Consider the following 20319-nt stretch of genomic DNA (forward strand, 5'->3'; position numbering starts at 1 on the left):
ACGCCTTTAGTTCTAAAACTCTGTGTTCACAACAGTGGGGTCAAAACCGGGCGGTTTCGACCCCATCTAGTCTAAGACGTGAAGTCAACGTGACCGAACTGTTGCCATTCTGCTACGTATCAGAGGACCAGAAGTCATCGATGGTATCACCTTGGGCTAAAAGGTCGATGGCTACCGAGCGCATCTCAACTTTACGCACTTTTCCCGTTACGGTGGTTGGGAATTCGTCAACTATATGGACATACCGCGGGATCTTATACTTCGCCAGGGAACTCAGGGAGAACTCACGCAGTGCTTCGGCAGTAAGTTTTGGTGCGCCTTTGCGTAGCCGGATCCAGGCCATGAGTTCTTCACCGTAGCGTTCATCCGGTACGCCGATAACTTGAGCATCAATGATGTCTGGGTGAGTATAGAGAAACTCTTCGATCTCGCGCGGATAAATGTTCTCACCGCCGCGAATGACCATGTCTTTAATTCGGCCGGTGACTTGTACATACCCATTTTCGTCCATGCGTGCGACGTCGCCGGTACGCAACCAGCCATCGTCGCCAAGCACCTCAGCGGTCCTTTCTGGTTGATTCCAGTACCCTTTCATCACAAGATAGCCACGCGTGCACAACTCACCGTCAGCGTTTACGGGCAGAGTTTCTCCTGTCTCAGGGTCAATAATCTTGATTTCAGCATGCGGGCTTGGTCGTCCTACCGTCGAGGTACGCAGATGTAGCTCATCATCTGGACGGGTTTGCATCGATACCGGTGAAGTTTCTGTCATGCCGTAGCAAATGGTGACCTCATCCATGTGCATCGTATTGATGACCTGTCGCATGACCTCATCTGGGCAGGGGGAACCGGCCATGATACCGGTGCGCAGGGAGGACAGATCAAAGTCAGTCAGGTTTTCTAGGGCTAATTCTGCGATGAACATGGTTGGAACACCATATAGCGATGTACACCGATATTTTTCTACAGTCGCCAAGGTTTGTTCTGGTTTGAATGAGGATCCGGGGATTACCATCGTCGCCCCGTGCGTTGTGGCCGCAAGATTTCCCATGACCATACCAAAGCAGTGATAGTAAGGCACCGGAATGCAAATACGATCTTGGTCGGTATAGCGGTTGGTCTCCCCTACGAAAAACCCGTTATTGAGAATATTGCGGTGCGATAAGGTGGCACCCTTGGGGAATCCCGTAGTACCAGAAGTGTACTGAATATTGATGGCGTCGGTATTGCTCAAAGTTGCCGCGATCTTGTCAAGGGTTTCATCATCAACAGCAACATCGAATACCTCGTCCCAGGATTCAGAGTTCATAATGACGATGCGCTCAAGTGTCCCAAGCTCTTGCTGAGCCCGTTTGATCATGCGCGGATAATTCGTAGCGGGCACCTCTTCAGAGGAAATCAGTGTGGTAATTTCCGCCTGCTTCAGCACGTAGTTCAGTTCGTGCTGCCGGTAGGCCGGGTTGATATTGACCAAGATGGCGCCCAGTTGTGCGGTGGCATATTGCACGATGACCCATTCCCACCGGTTCAGCGCCCAGATACCAACTCGCTCGCCAGTGGTCACCCCGGCGTGGTGTAACCCGGTGGCTAACTTCCGCACATCGTTAGAGAACTGCTCATAGGTCCACTGGCGGTCCGCTGTGGCATCAATCAGGGCAATGTTTTGAGGAAATCTAGCCGTGGTCTTGGCTAAATTCTGCGGGATCGTTTCCTCGATGAGCGGGACGTCGGTGGGACCGACAGCATAGGAATGGTTGAGTTGCCCTGCCATAACTATCTTCCTGAGAAATCTTAAGGTCGTCTCATAATGTAACAAATCGTGAAGTATCTCACCATACTAAGCCTCTTCGTTGGTCTCTCCCGGTGCAGCGTAGAGGGCTTGCATCGCCATTTCGGGTAGCATGTACCGCAAATATGACAAGAAATTGTCAGTCTGTTTCCGTTTGGCTAAGCTCCGGAATGAATGGCCCGTGGAGTTGATGAGACCAAATACTGCGTGTGCTCGCACTACCAGCTGGTCGGTGGTTTCTTGCGGGTGAATCTGTTGCATCGCGCGGATCCAGATATCAATAAACTCACGCTGCATTCGACGGATATCTCGCTGCATGGCCTCCTCAACCGATGAAAGGTCACGATCTTGGACGCGGATAATATCCGAAGAGCTCAGGGCAAACTCGGTCTGTAAGTCCACCAACAGCCGCAAACGCTCAAAGGTATCACCATTTGCAGCTTCAATCTCGCCACCACGAGTCAGAAGGAAATGGCTGGCTTGGCCAATCAGCACCCCCAGCATGTCCTGCTTTGATTCAAAATGCCGGTATATTGCCTGACCAGTGACTCCTACTTCGGCACCGATTTCATCCAACGAAACTGCCGCAAAACCGCGCGCGGCAAACAGCCGTGCGGCGGCAGTCAGAAGCTGCTCACGACGCCTTTCTTTTTCCATCTGACGTTGGGTCTTGACTGCCCCGTCAGAGGTATTCATCTGAATACTAGACAAATGCAATCTCCATCACTAATCTGAACTTCAGTTAGTCAGCATAAACTGAAATTTTTGCCAGGTCCACATCCGTCAGGAGAAGAATGCAACAGCTGATCACACAGGTTGATGCCAACTCCGAGCAATATCGAACAAACTTTACCTATCACTCTCAACTGCACCAACAGCTGCGCGACCGTATCGCGCAGGTAGCTCAAGGCGGGTCGGAACGATCACGTCAACGCCATCTCGACCGTGGACGCCTACTCCCCCGCGAACGAGTGCGCCGTCTGCTGGACCCAGGCTCGCCTTTCCTTGAAATCGGTTCACTAGCTGCCTTTGAAATGTACGACGGCGATGCACCGGCTGCAGGTCTGATCGCTGGGATCGGGATCGTCGAGGGCCGCTATGTGATGGTTGTGTGCAATGATTCGACGGTCAAAGGTGGAACCTATTACCCCATCACGGTCAAAAAACACTTGCGCGCCCAAGAGATTGCTTTTGAAAACCGCCTCCCATGCTTGTATCTAGTGGATTCCGGTGGCGCATTCTTGCCTCGGCAAGATGAAGTTTTTCCCGATCGAGACCATTTCGGGCGAATCTTCTATAATCAGTCACAATTATCCTCCCGAGGAATTCCGCAAATTTCAGCTGTCCTAGGCTCATCTACCGCTGGTGGCGCCTATGTGCCGGCCATGAGTGACGAATCTGTTATTGTGCGCAATCAGGGAACCATCTTCTTGGGCGGTCCACCGCTGGTTAAGGCAGCAACCGGTGAAATCGTCACCTCTGAAGAGCTGGGTGGGGCGGAAGTACATACAACGACCTCCGGTGTGGCGGATCATATAGCGGAAAATGACGACCACGCCCTGCAGATCGTGCGCAATATCGTGGCCACGCTGCCGCCAACACCGCAACGAATCTGGAAAAAAATTGACGCGCTAGATCCTAGCAATGACCCGGAAGATATTGCGGGCATCTTACCGGTTGACGTACATACGCCCTACGACGTTCGAGAAATTATTTCCCGAATCATCGACGCAGGCAGTTTTCATGAATTCAAAGAAAACTACGGCACAACCCTGGTCACAGGCTTTGCACGCGTTGATGGGCATCCGGTAGGCATCATTGCCAATAACGGCATCCTCTTCTCCGAGTCCTCACTCAAAGGAGCGCACTTCATCGAGCTGGCCGATCAGCGCGGCATCCCGCTATTGTTCTTGCAGAATATTTCTGGGTTTATGGTGGGCAAGGACTACGAGGCCGGGGGCATCGCCAAAAATGGTGCCAAGATGGTCACTGCCGTGTCTACAACCCGTGTCCCGAAAATCACCATCATTATCGGGGGATCTTTCGGTGCGGGCAATTACTCGATGTGTGGACGGGCGTATTCACCGCGCTTTTTATTCATGTGGCCCAACGCCCGAATCTCCGTTATGGGCCCCGATCAGGCGGCCAGCGTGTTAGCTACGGTCAAACGGGACCAGTACGAAGCCACAGGCCAACAATGGTCTGTAGACGAAGAATCCGAGTTCAAACAACCAATCTTGGATCGCTACAATGAGCAGGGCTCCGCGTATTACTCCACAGCTCGGTTGTGGGATGACGGCATTATCGAGCCTCAAGATACGCGTCGAGTCATCGCTATGGCCTTGGATGTGTGTGCCCGTACCCCGCTTCCCGAACCTCGATTTGGTCTTTTCCGGATGTGACTGCTGTGCAACAATTTTCCAAAGTACTGATTGCCAACCGCGGGGAAATTGCCATCCGCATTACCAAGACCTTGCGTCGGTTAGGCATCCGTTCTGTCGCTATCTACTCGGATGCCGATCAGGAAGCAGCCCATGTCCGATCCGCTGATGAAGCGATACGGTTAGGCGCAACCGCAGCCGAGTCGTATCTTAACCCACAGGCCGTTGTGCAAGCGGCACTCGACGTCGGTGCTGAGGCAATCCACCCGGGATATGGTTTTATCTCCGAAAATGTTGACCTAGCGCATGCTTGTCATCAGGCAGGTGTGACTTTCATCGGTCCTCGTGAACATGCTTTGGAAGTCATGGGTGACAAGATCCGCTCGAAGAATCACGTTGCGAAAGCTGGCGTTCCGATGGTCGACGGGGTCGCTGAAGCAGGCCTGAGCAATAAACAACTCATTGCTGCTACCAAAGACATGACCTTTCCAATGCTGATCAAACCCTCCGCCGGTGGTGGCGGCAAGGGCATGCACGTGGTCGCATCCCATGATGAGCTTGCCGCTCAGCTCGAGACTGCTCGCCGTGTTGCAAAAACCGCATTCGGTGACGACACCCTCCTAGTCGAACAACTCATCCGCTCGCCGCGTCACATCGAGGTGCAGATCCTGGCAGATCAACACGGCAATGTCATTCACCTCGGCGAGCGCGAGTGTTCACTGCAGCGTCGTCATCAAAAGATTATTGAAGAAGCCCCTTCGGTGCTGCTCAGTGATGAAACACGAGCGCGCATCGGCCAGGCAGCGGTCGATACCGCCAAATCCGTTGACTATGTGGGCGCAGGAACCGTCGAATTTCTTGTCTCGGACGAAGAGCCAGACAAGTTCTACTTCATGGAGATGAATACTCGCCTGCAGGTGGAACATCCGGTCACCGAACAGATCACCGGCATCGATCTTGTCGAAGAACAGATTCGGATTGCAGCTGGCGAACCACTATCGCTGTCCCAAGATGAAGTCGCATTGACCGGGCACTCAATCGAAGCGCGTGTCTATGCCGAAACTCCCCAGGCAGGCTTTATGCCTTCTACCGGTACAATCCTTCACGTTTCTGAGCCCACTGGCCCCGGCATCCGGGTGGACTCGGGGTTGCGCACAGGTGCTGTCATCGGTACAGAGTTTGACCCCATGATCGCTAAGATCATTGCTACCGGCACCGACCGCGACCAAGCGTTAGCGCGCTTAGATCAAGCGTTGGCTGAAATGGTCGTCCTGGGGATTAACACCAACCTGGAATATCTTCAGCATCTAATCAGGGACGCTGATGTTGCAGCCGGCAACATTGACACCACGCTGGTTGAAGCGCGTTTACCAGACATGGTCTTTGATGCTCCAACCAGACGGCATGCTCAAATTGCAGCGCATTTTGTACACAGCCAGGCTCGTGCTCCGTCAGATGCTTGGCTTCCTGACGGATTCCGACTTGGTGGTGCCGCAGAGGTGAAGTACCGAGTGGACTATCCTGCTGACGACGATCCCAGCAGTTTCGAGATAGCCCTTGATATAAGTGCTCAGCTGTTACCGGCCGTCCGGGTCAATGAGTATGTCTACCAAGATGCCCACGGTGTCGAAACAGTCACGATTGCGGCTGAAGCACCTACGCCTCAGGGAACGTGGGTCTGGATGGCCACCAATACTTTCACTGGCTCTGTCGTTGTTTTGGATCATCAGGCGCAAGTGCTCGACACACTAGCCTCTCTGGATGCCGAGGAACGCGGCGTAGACCCGCAAGTTCGTGCCCCACTGCCGGGCACTGTCACGGTCATCCATCTACCGGATGGTAGCCAAGTATCGGCTGGTGATCTCGTAGTGACCATCGAGGCAATGAAAATGGAACACCAACTCAAAGCACCGCTGGATGGTACGGTCACCATTCATGTCAGTGACGGCCAACAGGTCGCACTGGATCAGCGCATTCTGACAGTTGTCGGATGCGTCTCCAGCGATGACCACTAGTACTTGCTTCGGCAATGAAAGGTACTGAGCAATGTCGATTGACCATTATTTAGACGAAGAACAACTCGCGCTTATTGACGGGGTCCGTGAATTCGCACAACAAGTGATCGCGCCGGTATCGGCCCAACACGACCGAGAGAAAACATTTCCATATGAAATCATCTCGCAAATGGGCGACATGGGCTTGTTTGGGCTGCCCATCCCGGAGGAATACGGAGGCCAAGGCGGCGACTACTTCACTTTGTGCCTGGCACTAGAGGAAATTGCCAAGGTCGATCAATCCGTGGCTATTACCCTTGAAGCAGGGGTATCGCTTGGCATGATGCCATTACTAAAATTTGGCACCGAAGAACAAAAGCACCGTTGGCTCCCTGATTTGGCCGACGCGAAACGTCTAGCTGCCTTTGGCCTCACCGAACCCGGTGCAGGTTCAGATGCTGGCAGCACTCAGACCCGCGCTACGTTAGATAACAACATCTGGACTATCAACGGTAATAAGGAATTTATCACCAACTCAGGCACGGACATTACCTCAATTGTCACCGTCACGGCGGTCACCGGCGATGGGGAAATATCCACAATCATTGTCCCGACGGACACGCCTGGGTTTACGGTGGAACCCGCTTATAACAAAGTTGGGTGGAACGCTTCCGACACCCACCCGTTGACACTACATGATGTCAAAGTTCCCCAAGAGAACCTGTTGGGTGAACGAGGCCGTGGTTTTGCGAACTTTATGGACATTCTCGATGAAGGTCGTGTCGCTATCGCAGCCCTTGCAACTGGGGCAGCACAAGGTTGTGTCGATGCCTCTGTCGAATATGCGAAGACTCGTAAGACGTTTGGTCGCGCCATCGGCGAAAACCAAGGTGTCTCCTTTAAGATTGCTCGGATGCAAGCCCGGGCGTATGCTGCACGGACAGCTTACTATTCGGCAGCCAAGAAGTTGGTTTCTGGAAAGCCGTTCAAGACCGAAGCTTCAATCGCCAAGATGATCGGGTCTGAAGCAGCCATGGATAACGCTCGCGATGCCACACAAATATTCGGTGGATACGGTTTTATGAACGAAAGCTTAGTCGCGCGCCACTACCGTGACTCTAAGATTCTGGAGATCGGGGAAGGCACCACAGAAGTCCAACTCATGCTGATTGCTCGTTCACTAGGCCTGTAGGGGAACATAATGTCTGATGAACCAAAAATTATCAAACAACGCGGTCTGTACTATGACGAAATTGAAGTTGGCAACATCTATCAACACGCTCCAGGTCGCACCGTAACTGAGGCAGATAACGTTATATTCACGACCCTCACGATGAACACGCAATCGCTTCATCTGGATGCACACTGGTCTTCCCAACAAGAATTTGGCCAACCCTTAGTCAATTCGATGTTTACGTTATCGACCATCGTGGGCGCTTCGGTTGCTCAACTTACCCAAGGCACCATTGTCGCCAACCTGGGTTTTGAAAGCGTGAATTTCCCGAAACCGTTGTACCACGGTGACACTTTGTATGCCGAGACTGAGATCTTAGCTAAACGGCTATCCTCGTCACGACCAGGCCAAGGCATCCTCACGCTCCGCCATATGGGAAGAAATCAGCATGGCGATCTGGTTGCCGAATGTACCCGTTCCACGATGCTGTGGGAGTCTGAAGAACATCATCGAAAGGCCACCACGTGACGACCTTCGACCTTGGACCAGCCCTATTGTTTGTGCCTGCTGATCGTCCCGAACGGTATGCCAAAGCATATGATCGATCCGATGCCATCATCATTGACCTAGAAGATGCCGTTGCTCCTGACAACCGGCCAGCAGCACGCGAAGCGTTAGGCAAGCACCTGGCGCAATTGGATTCTAGAGTTGCACAGCGCACCGTGGTGCGGGTCAACCCCGTAGATGCACCAGATTTTAGCCACGACGTTGACGTCATAGCCGGTAGTGGCCTCCCGTATATCATGGTGCCAAAAGCTGAGAGCATTGACGGTATCGCTCAGGTTGCTGATGCTCTTCCAGGGATCGGCCTTATTGCACTCTGTGAAACCGCCGCAGGCGTCACGGCCGCCATCGAGATAGCCCAGCACCCAGCAGTGATGGCGTTGATGTGGGGTGCTGAGGATCTGATGGTGTCGACCGGAGGATCGTCGTCCCGTTTTGCCAACGGAACGTATCGTGATATTCCCCGTTTTGCACGGGCTCAGGTGCTCTTGGCTGCAGCGGCAGCTGGGAAAGCCAGCATCGATACGATTCATACCGACTTATCCCCCACCGATCAGTTCATTGCCGAAGCCGAGGATGCCGTTGCATGCGGTTTCAATGCCAAAGCTTGCATCCATCCCGCTCAGGTAACAGTCGTGCGCAATGCATATCGACCATCAGAACACGATTTGGAGTATGCACAGGCGCTGCTAAAAGAAGTAGACCAACACCGCGGAGTATTTGAATTTCGAGGTTCAATGGTTGACGGCCCGCTCATTGCACATGCACGAACCGTTGTACAGCGCGCTGCGAGGCTGACCAATTAGTCTGCAATAGCCAAAGCGCACCGGCAGAGTTCAACGAGTTGCCTTCGATTCACCCAATTGAGCTAAGATCGCATCTATGATCGGACGGTCCGCTGGGATCCATTCAAGATCATGAACTTCCGAGGCATTGAGTCCGGCCCATTCTAAACGGTCGTGCTCGATGAGTGGTTCTGGTGTTCCTGAACGGATGATGGCTGTGAAAACATGCATATTCATCCCGTTGTCGAGTTGCCAGCCGGCTTCGCTGGGTGCAGCAATATGATCCAGGATTTCAATCTCGACCCCGAGTTCTTCTCGAATTTCCCGAACCAACGCATCAGTCGACGTCTCGCCTGGCTCGACTTTGCCTCCAGGAAATTCCCAATAACCTGCTAAGGATTTTGGTGCCTTGCGTCGCGCGGCGAGCATGCGTGTTGGTCGGATCGCCTCATTAAGAATGGCGGCACCAACAACAACGGGTTTCGAAACGGTGTGTTGCATGACAGCCATCTTAGCTGCAACTATCGCGCAACCCTTTGTCGACGTCTCACAGCGATTCATAGAATCATCTGGCCACTTACTACACCACCGCCATTTATTTCAGATTTGAAATATACTTCCTCAAGCATTAGACTCGACTTAGTTCAGTTTTGAAACATAATGTAGGAGAGGCCAGAAGCCATGCAGTTTGGCGTATTCAGCATTGGGGACGTCACCCCAGATCCTCACACCGGCCAAGCCCCCTCTGAGCAGCAGCGCATTAAAGACACGGTTAAAATCGCGAAACACGCAGAACAGGCGGGCTTCGAAGTTTTTGCTACCGGGCAACATCACAACCCGCCTTTCGTAGCACCGGGCAACCCTCCCGTCTTGCTGGCATATCTAGCTGCCGCCACCGACAAACTGATCTTGTCCACCGCGACAACCCTGATCACTACGATGGATCCGGTTCGTCTTGCGGAGGATTATGCGTATTTGCAACATCTAGCCGACGGGCGCATGGACCTCACGATGGGGCGGGGTAACACCGGGCCGGTCTACCCATGGTTTGGCAAAGATATTCGCCAAGGTATCCCATTGGCTGTAGAAAATTACAACCTGTTGTATCGGCTCTGGCGTGAAACCAAGATGGACTGGGAAGGTCGATTCCGCACACCACTGCAACAGTTCACCGCGACTCCGCGACCACTGGATGACGTTCCGCCGTTTGTATGGCACGGTTCGATTCGTTCACCAGAGATTGCAGAACAGGCAGCTTACTACGGTGATGGCTTCTTCCACAACAACATTTTCTGGAACAAGGAACACATCATCCAGATGGTCCAACTCTACCGTCAACGGTACGAATACTACGGGCATGGCAAAGCTCACCAAGCATATGTCGCACTAGGTGGCCAAGCGTTTATGCGTGAAAAATCCCAGGATGCCTGGAATGAGTTTCGCCCTTACTTCGATAATGCGCCCGTCTACGGGCACGGACCTTCGATGGAAGACTTCACAAAGATGACTCCGCTCACCGTTGGGTCACCAGCACGGGTCATTGACCGAACCTTAGAATTCCGCGATTGGGTCGGAGATTACCAACGCCAAATGTTTCTGATTGATCACGCAGGCTTACCAACCAAGACAGTATTAGAACAAATCGATCTTTTCGGTGAAAAAGTCCTGCCAGCTCTACGCAAGGAGTTTGCCAAGGGTCGTTTAGAAGATGTCCCAGAAGCACCGACTCACGAATTCTTGAAAGCACGCAAGGCTGCAGGCAACGCTCCGATTGCCGGTGGCGGAGAAAGTTCCCAAGCATTCCATGACCGTCAGAAAGCGCAGAACGAAGCGTCGAAAGAATAATCCTTGACCGAGAACGATATTTTACCGGAACGTAAGAAGACCATGAACACAGCATTCGATTCGACAGATCCATTTACGCCACAAACACGGCACATTGCGGTCATCGCAGCCGGACTCAGTGATCCAAGTTCGACCTCGTTGTTGGCAAAACAACTAGGCCAAGCAACAGCTGACGCACTATCAGAGCGCGGCTACCGTCCCGAACTCCATCACTTCGAATTGCGCACTGTTGCAACAGATATTGCCGAAGCCATGGTAACCTCCACACGTTCTGAACAGCTAACGGGAATCATCAATGAAGTTGAACAGGCCGATGGGATTATTGCGGTTTCTCCGGTATTCAAAGCGTCATACTCGGGTCTGTTTAAATCGTTTTGGGACCTCGTAGAGTACGATACATTGACTGGTGTACCGGTCCAATTAGGATCAACTGGCGGCAGTCCGCGGCATTCATTGGTGATCGATATTGCGATGCGTCCCTTGTTTTCCTATCTACGCATGCACGTCATGCCAACCGGCGTATATGCTGCAACTGAGGATTGGGGATCGGCGGAAGGCTTTGAAAATGCACGAAATCATGAATCCTCCGCGGGTTATTTGAGCAAGCGAATCGCTCACGCCGGTAAAGATTTCGCTGAGGTGGTTGCGCGTGTTGATCCACGTCCGCGGCGCGCGCCCTCACATCCTAAAGAATTAGAGGTGATTCCCTTTGACCAGCTCCTTAACAACCCTGACAACACATGAGCTGCAGCAGCCCCTGGGGCCAGCGTTTCGCATGTATTTTGAAACGACCGCTCGACTGTTGGACCGTCTAGAGAAACGACTCAAGCAACAAGTTGGGCTCACCTTAAGTGAATACAACATGCTATTGTTACTCTCCGAGGCACCTGAAGGTCATATGCGCATGGGACAACTGGCGGATGCCATTGTTTTTTCTCCATCACGATTGACCTACCAAGTCAAAGTGCTGTCTGATCGCGGGCTCGTAAAACGAGTCAAGTGTGCTGACGATGGACGTGCGTGGCAAGCAGAACTGACAGCCGAAGGACGCACGATGTTCCGCAAAGCATCGGTCATCCATGCAAAAGGTGTCAAAGCACTGTTTACCGATGTAGTTTCCGAAGACGAACTCGCCACGATTTACCGTACGTTCGCCAAGGTCTGCGCTCAACTGAACGAAATACCTGAGGACTAAGACTTAGTGCGAACTGCCGAGGACAATCTCCACAGTATCGGCACGTTCTGCAAGTATCGGAACATCGGCAATCAACGATTGCAGCGTGGACAGCATCAGTTTACTGCCTACAGTGTCTGAGGGATCTGTTGGGGTCGCAACTAACGCCAGCTCTGGGCCGGCTCCCCCGCCAGCGACCACGTTACCGTTGTCAGTTTGTGTTCCAACACCTCGTCCCGGAGCCATGGCGAGCTGGCTGAGCCCAGGGACAAGATCTGTTAGTTCTGACAAAGCTTGCGCAATCTCAACATCTTCGTAGGAAGGTGTCCAGGCCCGTTGTTGTGCTAGAGCATACACTTCTGGTCGCCGCACAACATACGTCAAGTGTGCTCCAGGATCTATGACAACCAGCTCGTTGCCTTCATCCACAGCACTCAAACATGCCCGTGGCATCCAAACAGCTACCGGACGGGCTTTTTTGTGCCAGGCGGTAAGTTTGGGGATTGAGGTGAAGACTGGGAGCGCACCGCGACCATCAGCGGCCTTCAATGAAATCAGCGCAACATCTGCTTCTTTATCGGATTCCACAGTAAATTCTTTACCATGTTGATCCGCTCGCTTTTCATGAGTGGCCTCCGCCACCGTTGGGACGACTGCAGCGAATACCCGGATATTTTGGAGGACGTTAAAGACGTCCTTTTCGTCCGCGTTTCCGTCTAGAAGGTCTTGGCTGACTTTCGTCCAGGCCTCATCCTCTAGTCCATCATCGGTATCGAATGCATGCAGCGGGTTTGCTGAACCTTCGATTCCCGTCCCAGAGAGATCTCGACCAGTCCAAGTGATTCCGGCCGAGTCTGCTGGACGTCCAAACGCATCACGGTTCTGGCGTGCTAAATTCCGGTCGATTGCAGCTTGAATATGTCCAGGGAGTTGAGGTGTATCTGCCATGAATCCCTTTATACGTCTTGCACTGCTGAGCCGCTAGCGACTTGTAACGCTTGCGGTAGCGTGAATTGGCCGGCATACAGGGCTTTGCCGATGATCGCACCTTCAATTCCTTGGTCAACCATCTGAGCAAGCTGTTCAATATCCTCGAGAACAGAAATGCCGCCTGAAGCAATCACTGGTTTGCCAGTTTTCTGAGCAATCTGGCCCAGCAGCTCAGTATTCGGCCCGGTCAACGTACCATCTTTCGTAATGTCGGTGACCACATACCGAGCGCAGCCTGCTGCCTCAAGCCGGTCAAGGACATCCCACAGGTTGCCACCTTCTTCGACCCAACCACGAGTCGCTAATTGCTCACCCCGAACGTCAAGTCCGACAGCGATTTTGTCACCGAATTGGTCGATGACTTTTGCTGTCCAGTCTGGATTTTCTAGTGCGGCGGTCCCCAAATTTACTCGGGTAGCGCCCATCGCTAAGGCTTCTTCCAATGAAGCATCGTCGCGCAAGCCACCAGAGAGCTCGATTTTGATACCCAGATCGGCGGTAATCCGACGAATGATTTCACGGTTGTTGCCGTGCCCGAAGGCTGCGTCAAGGTCGACCAGGTGGAGCCATTCAGCGCCAGCTTCCTGCCAACCAAGGGCCGCGTCAAACGGGTCACCGTAGTTTGTGGCAGTGCCGTATTCCCCTTGAACAAGGCGCACGGCTTGGCCATTCTGAACATCAACGGCCGGTAGAAGTTGTAGTGGGGTGGTCATAGATTCTCCAAAGTTAGTTAGCCCAAGGGACGGTGAGGAATGCTGCAAGAATGGCTAAAGCGCCAAGGATGATAAACGAAACACGAACCCATATTGGCGCCTTTTGACGATGCAGGGACCAGGCGCCACCGATGAGGATGCCGCCCAGTGCCAGTAATAATGTGGACCACCATGGCATCAGAAACTACCCATCCAATTCTGTAATACGGTCAGGCCAGCGCGACCCGACAACTCTGGATGGAATTGGACACCGACAAGCGGCCCATTTTCCACCGCAGCAATAAAATCGCCGTCATGGTAACCCCACGAAACCTGCGGTGGCACCATGGATTCAATGCTCTGGTCAAATTCCCATTCAAGAACGGCATATGAATGTGAGAAGTAGTATCGTTCTTCACCGAGACCAGCAAATAGGACGGTGTCGGCAGCAGGGTGGACTTCACTCCAGCCAATATGTGGCACTGCCTCCGTTGCCAGCTTTTTAACTGTGCCTGGCCATTCCCCCATGCCGTCATATTTGCCAAATTCTTCGGAAGCGTCGAACAGGTACTGGTGCCCCACACATATGCCAAGCACGGGGCGACCACCAGCCACGCGTTGTCCCACCCAGCGGGGAATGCTGAGTCGTTCCATGGCTTTCTTGGAGGCACCGAAGGCTCCGTTGCCAGGCAGGATCATTCCCTCAGCGGCCAGCAAGGTTTGACCTTCAGAGGTCACAACGACGTCAGCACCTAGATGTTCCAAAGCGTTCACTAAAGATCCCAGATTGCCAATGCCATAGTCTGCCACGGCAATGGTTGGTTTGGTCTGCGACACTACAGAGCACCCTTAGTGGATGGGATGCCCTCAACGCGTGGATCATCCTCTATTGCTTGACGTAAAGCCCGAGCTAATGCTTTGAATTGCACTTCCACGATATGGTGCGGATCTCTACCGCGCAGTAAATCGATGTGGACGTTAATGGCAGCGTGGAATGTAAATGATTCAAAGACATGGCGTGTCATCGCGCCCGTAAAGTGTCCCCCAATCAGGTGATACACCTGGGCCTCTGATTCGCCTTCGTGCACGAAGTAGGGGCGTCCTGAAAGATCCACAGTGGCTCTGGCAAGAGCCTCATCCATCGGGATCGTGGCTTCGCCATAACGGCGGATACCTCGTTTGTCGCCCAGGGCTACTTTGAAAACTTCCCCGAGAGTAATCGCCACATCTTCTACGGTGTGATGGACATCGATATGCGTGTCGCCAGTCGCTTGCACCGTGAGGTCCAGGAGCGAGTGACGGCTAAGCGCATCGAGCATATGATCATAAAACGGTACACCGGTGGAGATATTTGACGTCCCGGTACCATCGAGGTCGAGTTCAACGTAAACATCGGACTCAGATGTTGTGCGTTTCATCGATGCTTTACGACCGGAGATCAGTTCAGCTGCCATTGAGGTCAGGAAACTCCTTATTCGACAATTAATTTGGTGCGATCCCTAAGTGTAGTCGTCACCAGGTCTGACAAACTATCTTAGGCACCAATTACTTCCCGTAGCGCAACAAGAAATGCCGTGGTTTCTTCCTCGGTACCGGCGGTCACTCGAAGATGATGTGGGATGCCCACATCACGAATAAGCACACCGCGATCCAGCAGCCCCTGCCAGACCGCGTGAGCATCTTCGAGCCAGCCGAAGAATACAAAGTTGGAATCTGACACTGCAGGTTTCAGACCCATCTGCCGAAGTTCCTCAACGATTCGGTTTCGTTGAGCCTTAATCTCACCGACAGTCGCTAAGAGAACGTCAACATGTTGGAGGGCAGCATTTGCTGCTGCCTGGGTGATGGCTGACAAGTGATAAGGCAATCTGACAAGCCGAAGAGCGTCAGTGACTTGTGGCGATGTAGCCAAGTAGCCAACTCTGGCGCCGGCCAAAGCAAAGGCTTTAGACATTGTGCGTGAGATAATTAATCGCTCTCGCCCATCAAGGAGAGTCAGAGCTGATTTAGTAGTGTCCAGGGAAAATTCTTCATAAGCTTCATCGACAACCACTATGGCGTTGAACGCTTGACTGGCCTCATAGACCGCTTCTACGACGTCGAGTCCGAGTGCCGTGCCGGTGGGGTTATTGGGCGAGCACAAGAACACAATATCTGGTTGTGAGTCTTTGACCTGTTGAGCAGCAGATTCTGGGCTGAGGGTAAAATCGTCCGCACGAATTCCAGCGATGTATTCAGTGTTCGTACCGGATGCGAGCAGCGGATACATCGAATAGGTCGGCGGAAAGCTCAAAATTTTCCGTTCAGGTCCGCCAAATGCCTGCAGAATTTGCTGCAACACTTCATTGGACCCATTCGCAGCCCAAATATTATCTTCGGTAAGGCCATGGCCAAGATAGCGTGCCAGGCGTTGACGTAGCTCTGTGAATTCACGATCGGGATAACGATTCAGCGAAGACGCAGCGTCAAGCACCGCAGCACCAATGGCATCCACGACAACTTGTGGTACCGGATGCGTATTCTCATTGGTGTTAAGGAGATGCTGGACCTCCAGCTGCGGGGCACCATATGGCGACTGCCCGCGTAAATTATCGCGAAGCGGTAATGCTTCCAATGCAGTAGTGCTGGCCTGTTCTTGCTGATTAGTCACGGCAATAAGCATAGCCTGGGTCGAACTCACAAAACTAAGAGTGACGCCACGGGCTGATCGCTAGTCCTGTTCAACGGGAACAAACAGTCTCTGACCGACTTTCAAGTCAGACGTTTTTAGATCGTTATACGTCATGATTTGTTCCAAAACGGCGGCACGATCATTGTTTTGTGCCAAGCGAGACGAAATTTCCCATAGTGTGTCGCCTGGCTGCACCACGATCATCTGGTAAACATCAGCAGATTGCTGATCAGCGGCAATAGCCGGAGCAATAGGTTGCTGGAACCACACGGTTGCCAGCAGAATTGCCAGCCCGGCCAACACCACGCACACTACGCACAAACGGATGACAAGGACGCCCCGAGATGTCACTCTAAGGTTTTTGGGCAATGACGGGAGGTTGCTCATCGAAACCCACCTTCTGTTGTTTGAATCATCATGGTCATGACTCATTGAAACAACTAGGTAGGACACTGTAAGCAGTTCAGGCCAAACGACGTGCGATGCCACCGGCGACGTGAACTGTCATTAGCCGAGGACCGTGGATGAGATTTAGTTTCCCTTTTGGAGTCCGGCGGAAAGACTCTCGAGGCTTGTGAGGACTTGTTTGAGTGACCCGGTAGACCAAAAATTTGGCATCGAGGCTCGCAGGAATCCACTGTACCCGGCGCTTGCTAGACGCGAGTCGAGAACAGCAACAACTCCACGATCCGACGTTGATCGGATCAGACGCCCAGCACCTTGGGCTAGCCGAACGGCGGCATGGCTAGCCGAAACCGCCATAAATCCGTTACCGCCGCGTTGGCTGATATATCGGGCACGCGCTGCGGCAAGTGGATCATCTGGTCGAGGAAATGGAAGCCGGTCAATAGTTACCAGACGGAGAGTCTCTCCGGGGACGTCAACCCCCTGCCACAAGGTCAGTGTCCCAAAAAGACAGGCTCGTGGGTCTTCGGTGAACTCATCGATGAGTCCCGACAGTGTTGATTCCCCTTGCACCAGAATGTTGAGTTTGTCCCCAAAACGCAGGCGCATCTCATCGGCGGCAGCCTTGGCAGCACTACGCGAAGAAAACAGGCACAAGGCTCCCCCATCTGAGGCAGCTAACAGCTGCTCAAGCCGCTCATGCGATTGGGCAGAAGGTTGCGGACCTGGTTTGGGCAAATCATCGGCGACATACAGGATTCCCTGTCTGGGATAGTCAAAAGGGCTGCCCACATCCAGGGTCTTATATTTGGCACCACCATTAAGGGTGAACCCTAAATCATTGGTTATAGTATCAAACTTGCCACCAACGGTCAGCGTCGCCGACGTCAAGATCGTGGTGGATTCGTTGAGTAATTTATCGCGGAATTTCCCAGCAATCGATAGTGGCGCCGCATAGAGTAACGGTGCTGCATGCGGATCAGCTTCCACCCATCCTTGGCCGGGTTCAAAATGTGAAGGACGAGTCGCCCAAACAACCGTATCCCCCTTGGGCTGTGAGCCCGCGGAGAGGAGTTGTTCGGTGGTCTCTAAAATTTCGGTGAGACGATTTTTGACCAACTGGCGATTCGACTCTTCAGTTTCGGTGCCACCGTTACCTTTGAGATCGCTGAGCATTTGTCGCGTCTCGTCTCGAACGCTTTCTAAAGCTGTTAATTGGTGTTCATTGAGGCCCTGAGCAAACCACCCGGTCGGCGCCGAAGCAAAAGCAGCTTCCATCGAGGCGGCCGCATCAGTCAGATCCGTGGCAACCACTGCTGCTTCTTGCCTTGCTTGTTTCGCGGCACTTCGAATCATAGACGCAGACAGATGCAGCGTCACTGCCGACGTCACGCGGTCCATGAGTTCGTGAGCCTCGTCGATGATAATCGCATCAGCCTCGGGCATGATGTTGAGGTCTTCGAAGGCAGCGATGGCCAGCATCGCATGGTTGGTCACGATGATGTCGGATTCGGCTGCAGCCTGACGGGCCAGTTCCGAAAAGCATTCTTCAGCGAATGGACATTTGCTAGCACCGATACACTCGCGGGCCGATACCGATACTTGACGCCAAGCTTCATCGGTAACCCCGGGTTTCAGATCATCACGATCTCCGGTATCGGTTTCTTCTGCCCACGAACGCAATCGAATGACTTCTTCGCCAAGTTGGGACAGCGGTTGGCCCACGACATCTGTGGTCGTTAGCAAACTGTCATCTTCGGTTTCGATCACGGCGCCGTGCAGTTTGTGTTTGCACACGTAGTTAGCACGGCCTTTCAACAGTGCCACATCGATGCTGCGCGGTAAGGCCGGTTCCAAGGTGTCCAGTAGTCGCGGAATGTCACGACTAATAATCTGGCTTTGCAGCGCAAGGGTCGCGGTAGCGATGACCACGGGTGACTCACTGGCCAGTGTGTAATCGATGGCGGGGACCAAATAGGCCAGGGACTTACCAGTACCAGTGCCAGCCTGCACGACCAGATGGGTCCCGGTCTGCAGGGCGCTGGCAACTTCAGTTGCCATGAGTTGTTGACCTGGACGGGTCTGCCCACCGAGTTCGGCAACGGCATCAGCCAGCCATTCGCTAACTTGCGTTTGGCTGGCTGTGTTGGTTACCGGTTGATTACCGGACATAGCTTAAGTAGTGGTCCTTATCCTCTGGATACACCAGCACGGTCAAGGCGGTGCCTTCCGGCTCATAGGTTTCGGCCAGAATTTCGGTGTCATCCGAGTGTAGTCGGTTCACGACGTCGCCGTCGGTATATGGCACCAGTAGATCCATGTGAACGCTAGGTCGTGGCAATCCCTCGGCGATGGCCGCTTCGAGTTCTGGGAACCCTTCCCCGGTCGCCGCTGAGACGACAAGCGCACTGGGGTATCGGCGTCGTAGTCGCGCTAAAACCATAGGATCTGAAGCATCGGCTTTGTTGAAGACGATGAGCTCTTGGATATCAGCAATATTGGTGTCGAGAAACACCTGATGGACTGCTTCGATCTGAGCTTCAGGTTCAGGATGTGATGCGTCCACGACGTGTAAGATCAGGTCCGCTTCATCGACTTCTTCCAGCGTGGAGCGAAAGGCTTCAACCAATTGTGTTGGCAGCTGGCGTACAAACCCGACAGTGTCTGACAAGGTATATGCAATGCCATCGTCGGTTTGGGCTGCACGGACAGTTGGGTCCAGGGTTGCGAACAAGGCGTTTTCGACCAGGACGCCTGCTTTGGTCAGCCTGTTGAGGATGGATGATTTTCCTGCGTTGGTATACCCAGCAATTGCCACCGATGGGATTTGGTTGCGACGACGACGAGCGCGCTTTGTCCGGCGAGCGCTTTCCATGTGCTTGATGTCGCGACGCAATTTCGCCATCCGGTCACGAATGCGACGTCGGTCGAGTTCGATTTTCGTTTCACCAGGACCGCGCGACCCAATACCGGCACCGCCGGCGGCCTGTCCACCGGCCTGCCTTGACATGGATTCGCCCCAACCACGCAGGCGCGGCAATAGGTATTCCAGCTGGGCTAGTTCAACTTGGGCTTTACCTTCTTTGGATTGTGCGTGTTGCGCAAAAATATCCAGGATCAGCGCCGTGCGGTCGATGACTTTCACACCGACAACATCTTCTAGTCCACGGCGTTGTGATGGGGCCAGTTCGGTATCGACGATGACGGTATCAGCGGCTTGTTCTTGGACGATATCTCGCAGTTGTTGTGCTTTTCCGCGGCCCAGAAACGTTGCGGGGTCAGGTGCGTGCCGACGCTGAATGATGCCGTCGAGCACTGTCGACCCGGCTGTATGGGCTAGGGCAGCCAGCTCTTGGAGTGAGTGCTCTGCTTCAGTTACGGAACCGTCAGTCCATAGGCCTGCCAGGACGACTTTTTCCAAACGAAGTTTACGATATTCTACTTCTGTAATGTCATCGAGTTCAGTTGATAAACCCTCTACACGCCGCAGCGCATGGCGCTTTTCGAGATCAAACTGATCACCATCAAATACAGTATGGTTCGACCCTCCTTCGTCCAGCGCTTGAGCACCCGCAGAACGAGAGTCCTCAACCGCACTTATCTGCGAAGCTTTCGCATCGTCGGCGGACAAGATTCGGTTGATCAGCGCTTTGACTTGCTCGTCAACTTGAGGATCAGAGGGTTCGTATGGTGTGACCATTTTCTCCTTGTTCAGAGGCTTTTCCTTACGTTGTAGTATGTCACATTTACTGTCATTAAGCCCATGATCTCGGGCTTTTCGTGGGGAACGCGTGGTGATTTTTCTATCAAATACATCTGTCTATAACAACAGCGTGCAGAGAGGAAATATTCCAG

At 53.1% G+C, this 20319-nt stretch carries 20 protein-coding genes; 8 read left to right on the forward strand and 12 right to left on the reverse strand.

The genetic code is table 11. The features are described from left to right. Nucleotides 1-112 precede the first annotated feature (112 nt). Both K8V32_RS12140 and K8V32_RS12145 read right to left on the reverse strand, forming a co-directional pair. Nucleotides 113-1771, reverse strand: a complete 1659-nt coding sequence (locus K8V32_RS12140) for an AMP-binding protein (RefSeq protein ID WP_303907817.1) — start codon at nt 1769-1771, stop codon at nt 113-115. Nucleotides 1772-1837: 66 nt separating this feature from the next. Beyond that, the gene (locus K8V32_RS12145; protein WP_303907820.1) at nt 1838-2485 is read right to left on the reverse strand and encodes a TetR/AcrR family transcriptional regulator; all 648 of its coding nucleotides are present in this window, start codon (nt 2483-2485) and stop codon (nt 1838-1840) included. Between the two features lie 98 nt (nt 2486-2583). Here K8V32_RS12145 and K8V32_RS12150 point away from each other — a divergent pair, with 98 nt between their 5' ends. Genes K8V32_RS12150 through K8V32_RS12170 form a run of 5 tightly spaced genes read left to right on the forward strand, consistent with a single transcriptional unit; the run spans nt 2584 to nt 8708 of the window. After that, nucleotides 2584-4191: a carboxyl transferase domain-containing protein gene (locus K8V32_RS12150; protein ID WP_303907823.1), complete on the forward strand. Its 1608-nt coding sequence runs from the start codon at nt 2584-2586 to the stop codon at nt 4189-4191. A gap of 5 nt (nt 4192-4196) precedes the next feature. Next, on the forward strand, nt 4197-6185 hold the full coding sequence (locus K8V32_RS12155; RefSeq protein WP_303907826.1) for an acetyl/propionyl/methylcrotonyl-CoA carboxylase subunit alpha: 1989 nt from the start codon (nt 4197-4199) through the stop codon (nt 6183-6185). A gap of 31 nt (nt 6186-6216) precedes the next feature. Next, nucleotides 6217-7356, forward strand: coding sequence for an acyl-CoA dehydrogenase family protein (locus K8V32_RS12160; protein ID WP_303907829.1), 1140 nt, complete (start codon nt 6217-6219; stop codon nt 7354-7356). A gap of 9 nt (nt 7357-7365) precedes the next feature. Further along, nucleotides 7366-7866, forward strand: a complete 501-nt coding sequence (locus K8V32_RS12165) for a MaoC family dehydratase (protein WP_303907832.1) — start codon at nt 7366-7368, stop codon at nt 7864-7866. Further along, nucleotides 7863-8708, forward strand: coding sequence for an HpcH/HpaI aldolase/citrate lyase family protein (locus K8V32_RS12170; protein WP_303907835.1), 846 nt, complete (start codon nt 7863-7865; stop codon nt 8706-8708). Before K8V32_RS12165 ends, K8V32_RS12170 begins: the two co-directional genes overlap by 4 nt. A 30-nt stretch (nt 8709-8738) precedes the next feature. On the opposite strand, the gene K8V32_RS12175 is transcribed toward K8V32_RS12170, so the two are convergent. Further along, nucleotides 8739-9188 (reverse strand): (deoxy)nucleoside triphosphate pyrophosphohydrolase, encoded by a 450-nt coding sequence (locus tag K8V32_RS12175; RefSeq protein WP_303907838.1) that lies wholly within the window; start codon nt 9186-9188, stop codon nt 8739-8741. A gap of 180 nt (nt 9189-9368) precedes the next feature. Here K8V32_RS12175 and K8V32_RS12180 point away from each other — a divergent pair, with 180 nt between their 5' ends. From K8V32_RS12180 to K8V32_RS12190, 3 genes are read left to right on the forward strand one after another with little or no spacing between them, the layout of a single operon-like run. Continuing rightward, nucleotides 9369-10532, forward strand: a complete 1164-nt coding sequence (locus K8V32_RS12180; protein ID WP_303907842.1) for an LLM class flavin-dependent oxidoreductase — start codon at nt 9369-9371, stop codon at nt 10530-10532. 3 nt (nt 10533-10535) lie between these two features. Further along, nucleotides 10536-11276: an FMN reductase gene (locus K8V32_RS12185; protein ID WP_303907844.1), complete on the forward strand. Its 741-nt coding sequence runs from the start codon at nt 10536-10538 to the stop codon at nt 11274-11276. Next, a complete protein-coding gene (locus tag K8V32_RS12190; RefSeq protein WP_303907847.1) occupies nt 11242-11727 on the forward strand; it encodes a MarR family winged helix-turn-helix transcriptional regulator in 486 nt (161 codons plus the stop codon). Before K8V32_RS12185 ends, K8V32_RS12190 begins: the two co-directional genes overlap by 35 nt. Before the next feature lie 3 nt (nt 11728-11730). Here K8V32_RS12190 and K8V32_RS12195 read toward each other — a convergent pair whose 3' ends face one another. The 9 genes from K8V32_RS12195 to hflX all read right to left on the reverse strand — a co-directional run bounded on the left by K8V32_RS12195 (nt 11731) and on the right by hflX (nt 20164). After that, a complete protein-coding gene (locus K8V32_RS12195) occupies nt 11731-12654 on the reverse strand; it encodes an SseB family protein (RefSeq protein WP_303907850.1) in 924 nt (307 codons plus the stop codon). Nucleotides 12655-12662: 8 nt separating this feature from the next. Further along, nucleotides 12663-13409 (reverse strand): bifunctional 1-(5-phosphoribosyl)-5-((5-phosphoribosylamino)methylideneamino)imidazole-4-carboxamide isomerase/phosphoribosylanthranilate isomerase PriA, encoded by a 747-nt coding sequence (priA, locus tag K8V32_RS12200; RefSeq protein ID WP_303907853.1) that lies wholly within the window; start codon nt 13407-13409, stop codon nt 12663-12665. A gap of 13 nt (nt 13410-13422) precedes the next feature. Then, on the reverse strand, nt 13423-13587 hold the full coding sequence (locus K8V32_RS12205; protein WP_303907856.1) for a CG2302 family histidine operon protein: 165 nt from the start codon (nt 13585-13587) through the stop codon (nt 13423-13425). Beyond that, nucleotides 13587-14225, reverse strand: a complete 639-nt coding sequence (gene hisH, locus K8V32_RS12210; protein WP_303907859.1) for an imidazole glycerol phosphate synthase subunit HisH — start codon at nt 14223-14225, stop codon at nt 13587-13589. The genes K8V32_RS12205 and hisH overlap by 1 nt, the downstream gene beginning before the upstream one ends. Continuing rightward, entirely contained in the window at nt 14225-14842 is a 618-nt protein-coding gene (hisB, locus tag K8V32_RS12215) for an imidazoleglycerol-phosphate dehydratase HisB (RefSeq protein WP_303907862.1), read from the reverse strand. The genes hisH and hisB overlap by 1 nt, the downstream gene beginning before the upstream one ends. An 80-nt stretch (nt 14843-14922) precedes the next feature. Beyond that, nucleotides 14923-16038, reverse strand: a complete 1116-nt coding sequence (locus K8V32_RS12220) for a histidinol-phosphate transaminase (protein WP_303907865.1) — start codon at nt 16036-16038, stop codon at nt 14923-14925. Between the two features lie 60 nt (nt 16039-16098). Next, on the reverse strand, nt 16099-16446 hold the full coding sequence (locus tag K8V32_RS12225) for a LysM peptidoglycan-binding domain-containing protein (RefSeq protein ID WP_303907868.1): 348 nt from the start codon (nt 16444-16446) through the stop codon (nt 16099-16101). 144 nt (nt 16447-16590) lie between these two features. Next, entirely contained in the window at nt 16591-18636 is a 2046-nt protein-coding gene (locus tag K8V32_RS12230; RefSeq protein WP_303907870.1) for an ATP-dependent DNA helicase, read from the reverse strand. Beyond that, nucleotides 18626-20164, reverse strand: coding sequence for a GTPase HflX (gene hflX, locus K8V32_RS12235; RefSeq protein ID WP_303907873.1), 1539 nt, complete (start codon nt 20162-20164; stop codon nt 18626-18628). Before hflX ends, K8V32_RS12230 begins: the two co-directional genes overlap by 11 nt. Between the last annotated feature and the right edge of the window lie 155 nt (nt 20165-20319).

This window comes from Enteractinococcus helveticum (assembly GCF_020742345.1).
GTDB lineage: Bacteria > Actinomycetota > Actinomycetes > Actinomycetales > Micrococcaceae > Yaniella > Yaniella helvetica_A.

What these genes read in the sequence shown, in the direction of transcription:
- K8V32_RS12150 (WP_303907823.1), top strand. Translation starts at nt 2,584, where the DNA reads ATGCAACAGCTGATCACACAGGTTGATGCCAACTCCGAGCAATATCGA.
- hisB (WP_303907862.1), bottom strand. Translation starts at nt 14,842, where the DNA reads ATGGCAGCTGAACTGATCTCCGGTCGTAAAGCATCGATGAAACGCACA.
- hflX (WP_303907873.1), bottom strand. Translation starts at nt 20,164, where the DNA reads ATGGTCACACCATACGAACCCTCTGATCCTCAAGTTGACGAGCAAGTC.
- K8V32_RS12225 (WP_303907868.1), bottom strand. Translation starts at nt 16,446, where the DNA reads ATGAGCAACCTCCCGTCATTGCCCAAAAACCTTAGAGTGACATCTCGG.
- K8V32_RS12160 (WP_303907829.1), top strand. Translation starts at nt 6,217, where the DNA reads ATGTCGATTGACCATTATTTAGACGAAGAACAACTCGCGCTTATTGAC.
- priA (WP_303907853.1), bottom strand. Translation starts at nt 13,409, where the DNA reads ATGACCACCCCACTACAACTTCTACCGGCCGTTGATGTTCAGAATGGC.
- K8V32_RS12165 (WP_303907832.1), top strand. Translation starts at nt 7,366, where the DNA reads ATGTCTGATGAACCAAAAATTATCAAACAACGCGGTCTGTACTATGAC.
- K8V32_RS12180 (WP_303907842.1), top strand. Translation starts at nt 9,369, where the DNA reads ATGCAGTTTGGCGTATTCAGCATTGGGGACGTCACCCCAGATCCTCAC.
- K8V32_RS12140 (WP_303907817.1), bottom strand. Translation starts at nt 1,771, where the DNA reads ATGGCAGGGCAACTCAACCATTCCTATGCTGTCGGTCCCACCGACGTC.
- K8V32_RS12205 (WP_303907856.1), bottom strand. Translation starts at nt 13,587, where the DNA reads ATGCCATGGTGGTCCACATTATTACTGGCACTGGGCGGCATCCTCATC.
- K8V32_RS12175 (WP_303907838.1), bottom strand. Translation starts at nt 9,188, where the DNA reads ATGCAACACACCGTTTCGAAACCCGTTGTTGTTGGTGCCGCCATTCTT.
- K8V32_RS12195 (WP_303907850.1), bottom strand. Translation starts at nt 12,654, where the DNA reads ATGGCAGATACACCTCAACTCCCTGGACATATTCAAGCTGCAATCGAC.
- K8V32_RS12230 (WP_303907870.1), bottom strand. Translation starts at nt 18,636, where the DNA reads ATGTCCGGTAATCAACCGGTAACCAACACAGCCAGCCAAACGCAAGTT.
- K8V32_RS12145 (WP_303907820.1), bottom strand. Translation starts at nt 2,485, where the DNA reads ATGAATACCTCTGACGGGGCAGTCAAGACCCAACGTCAGATGGAAAAA.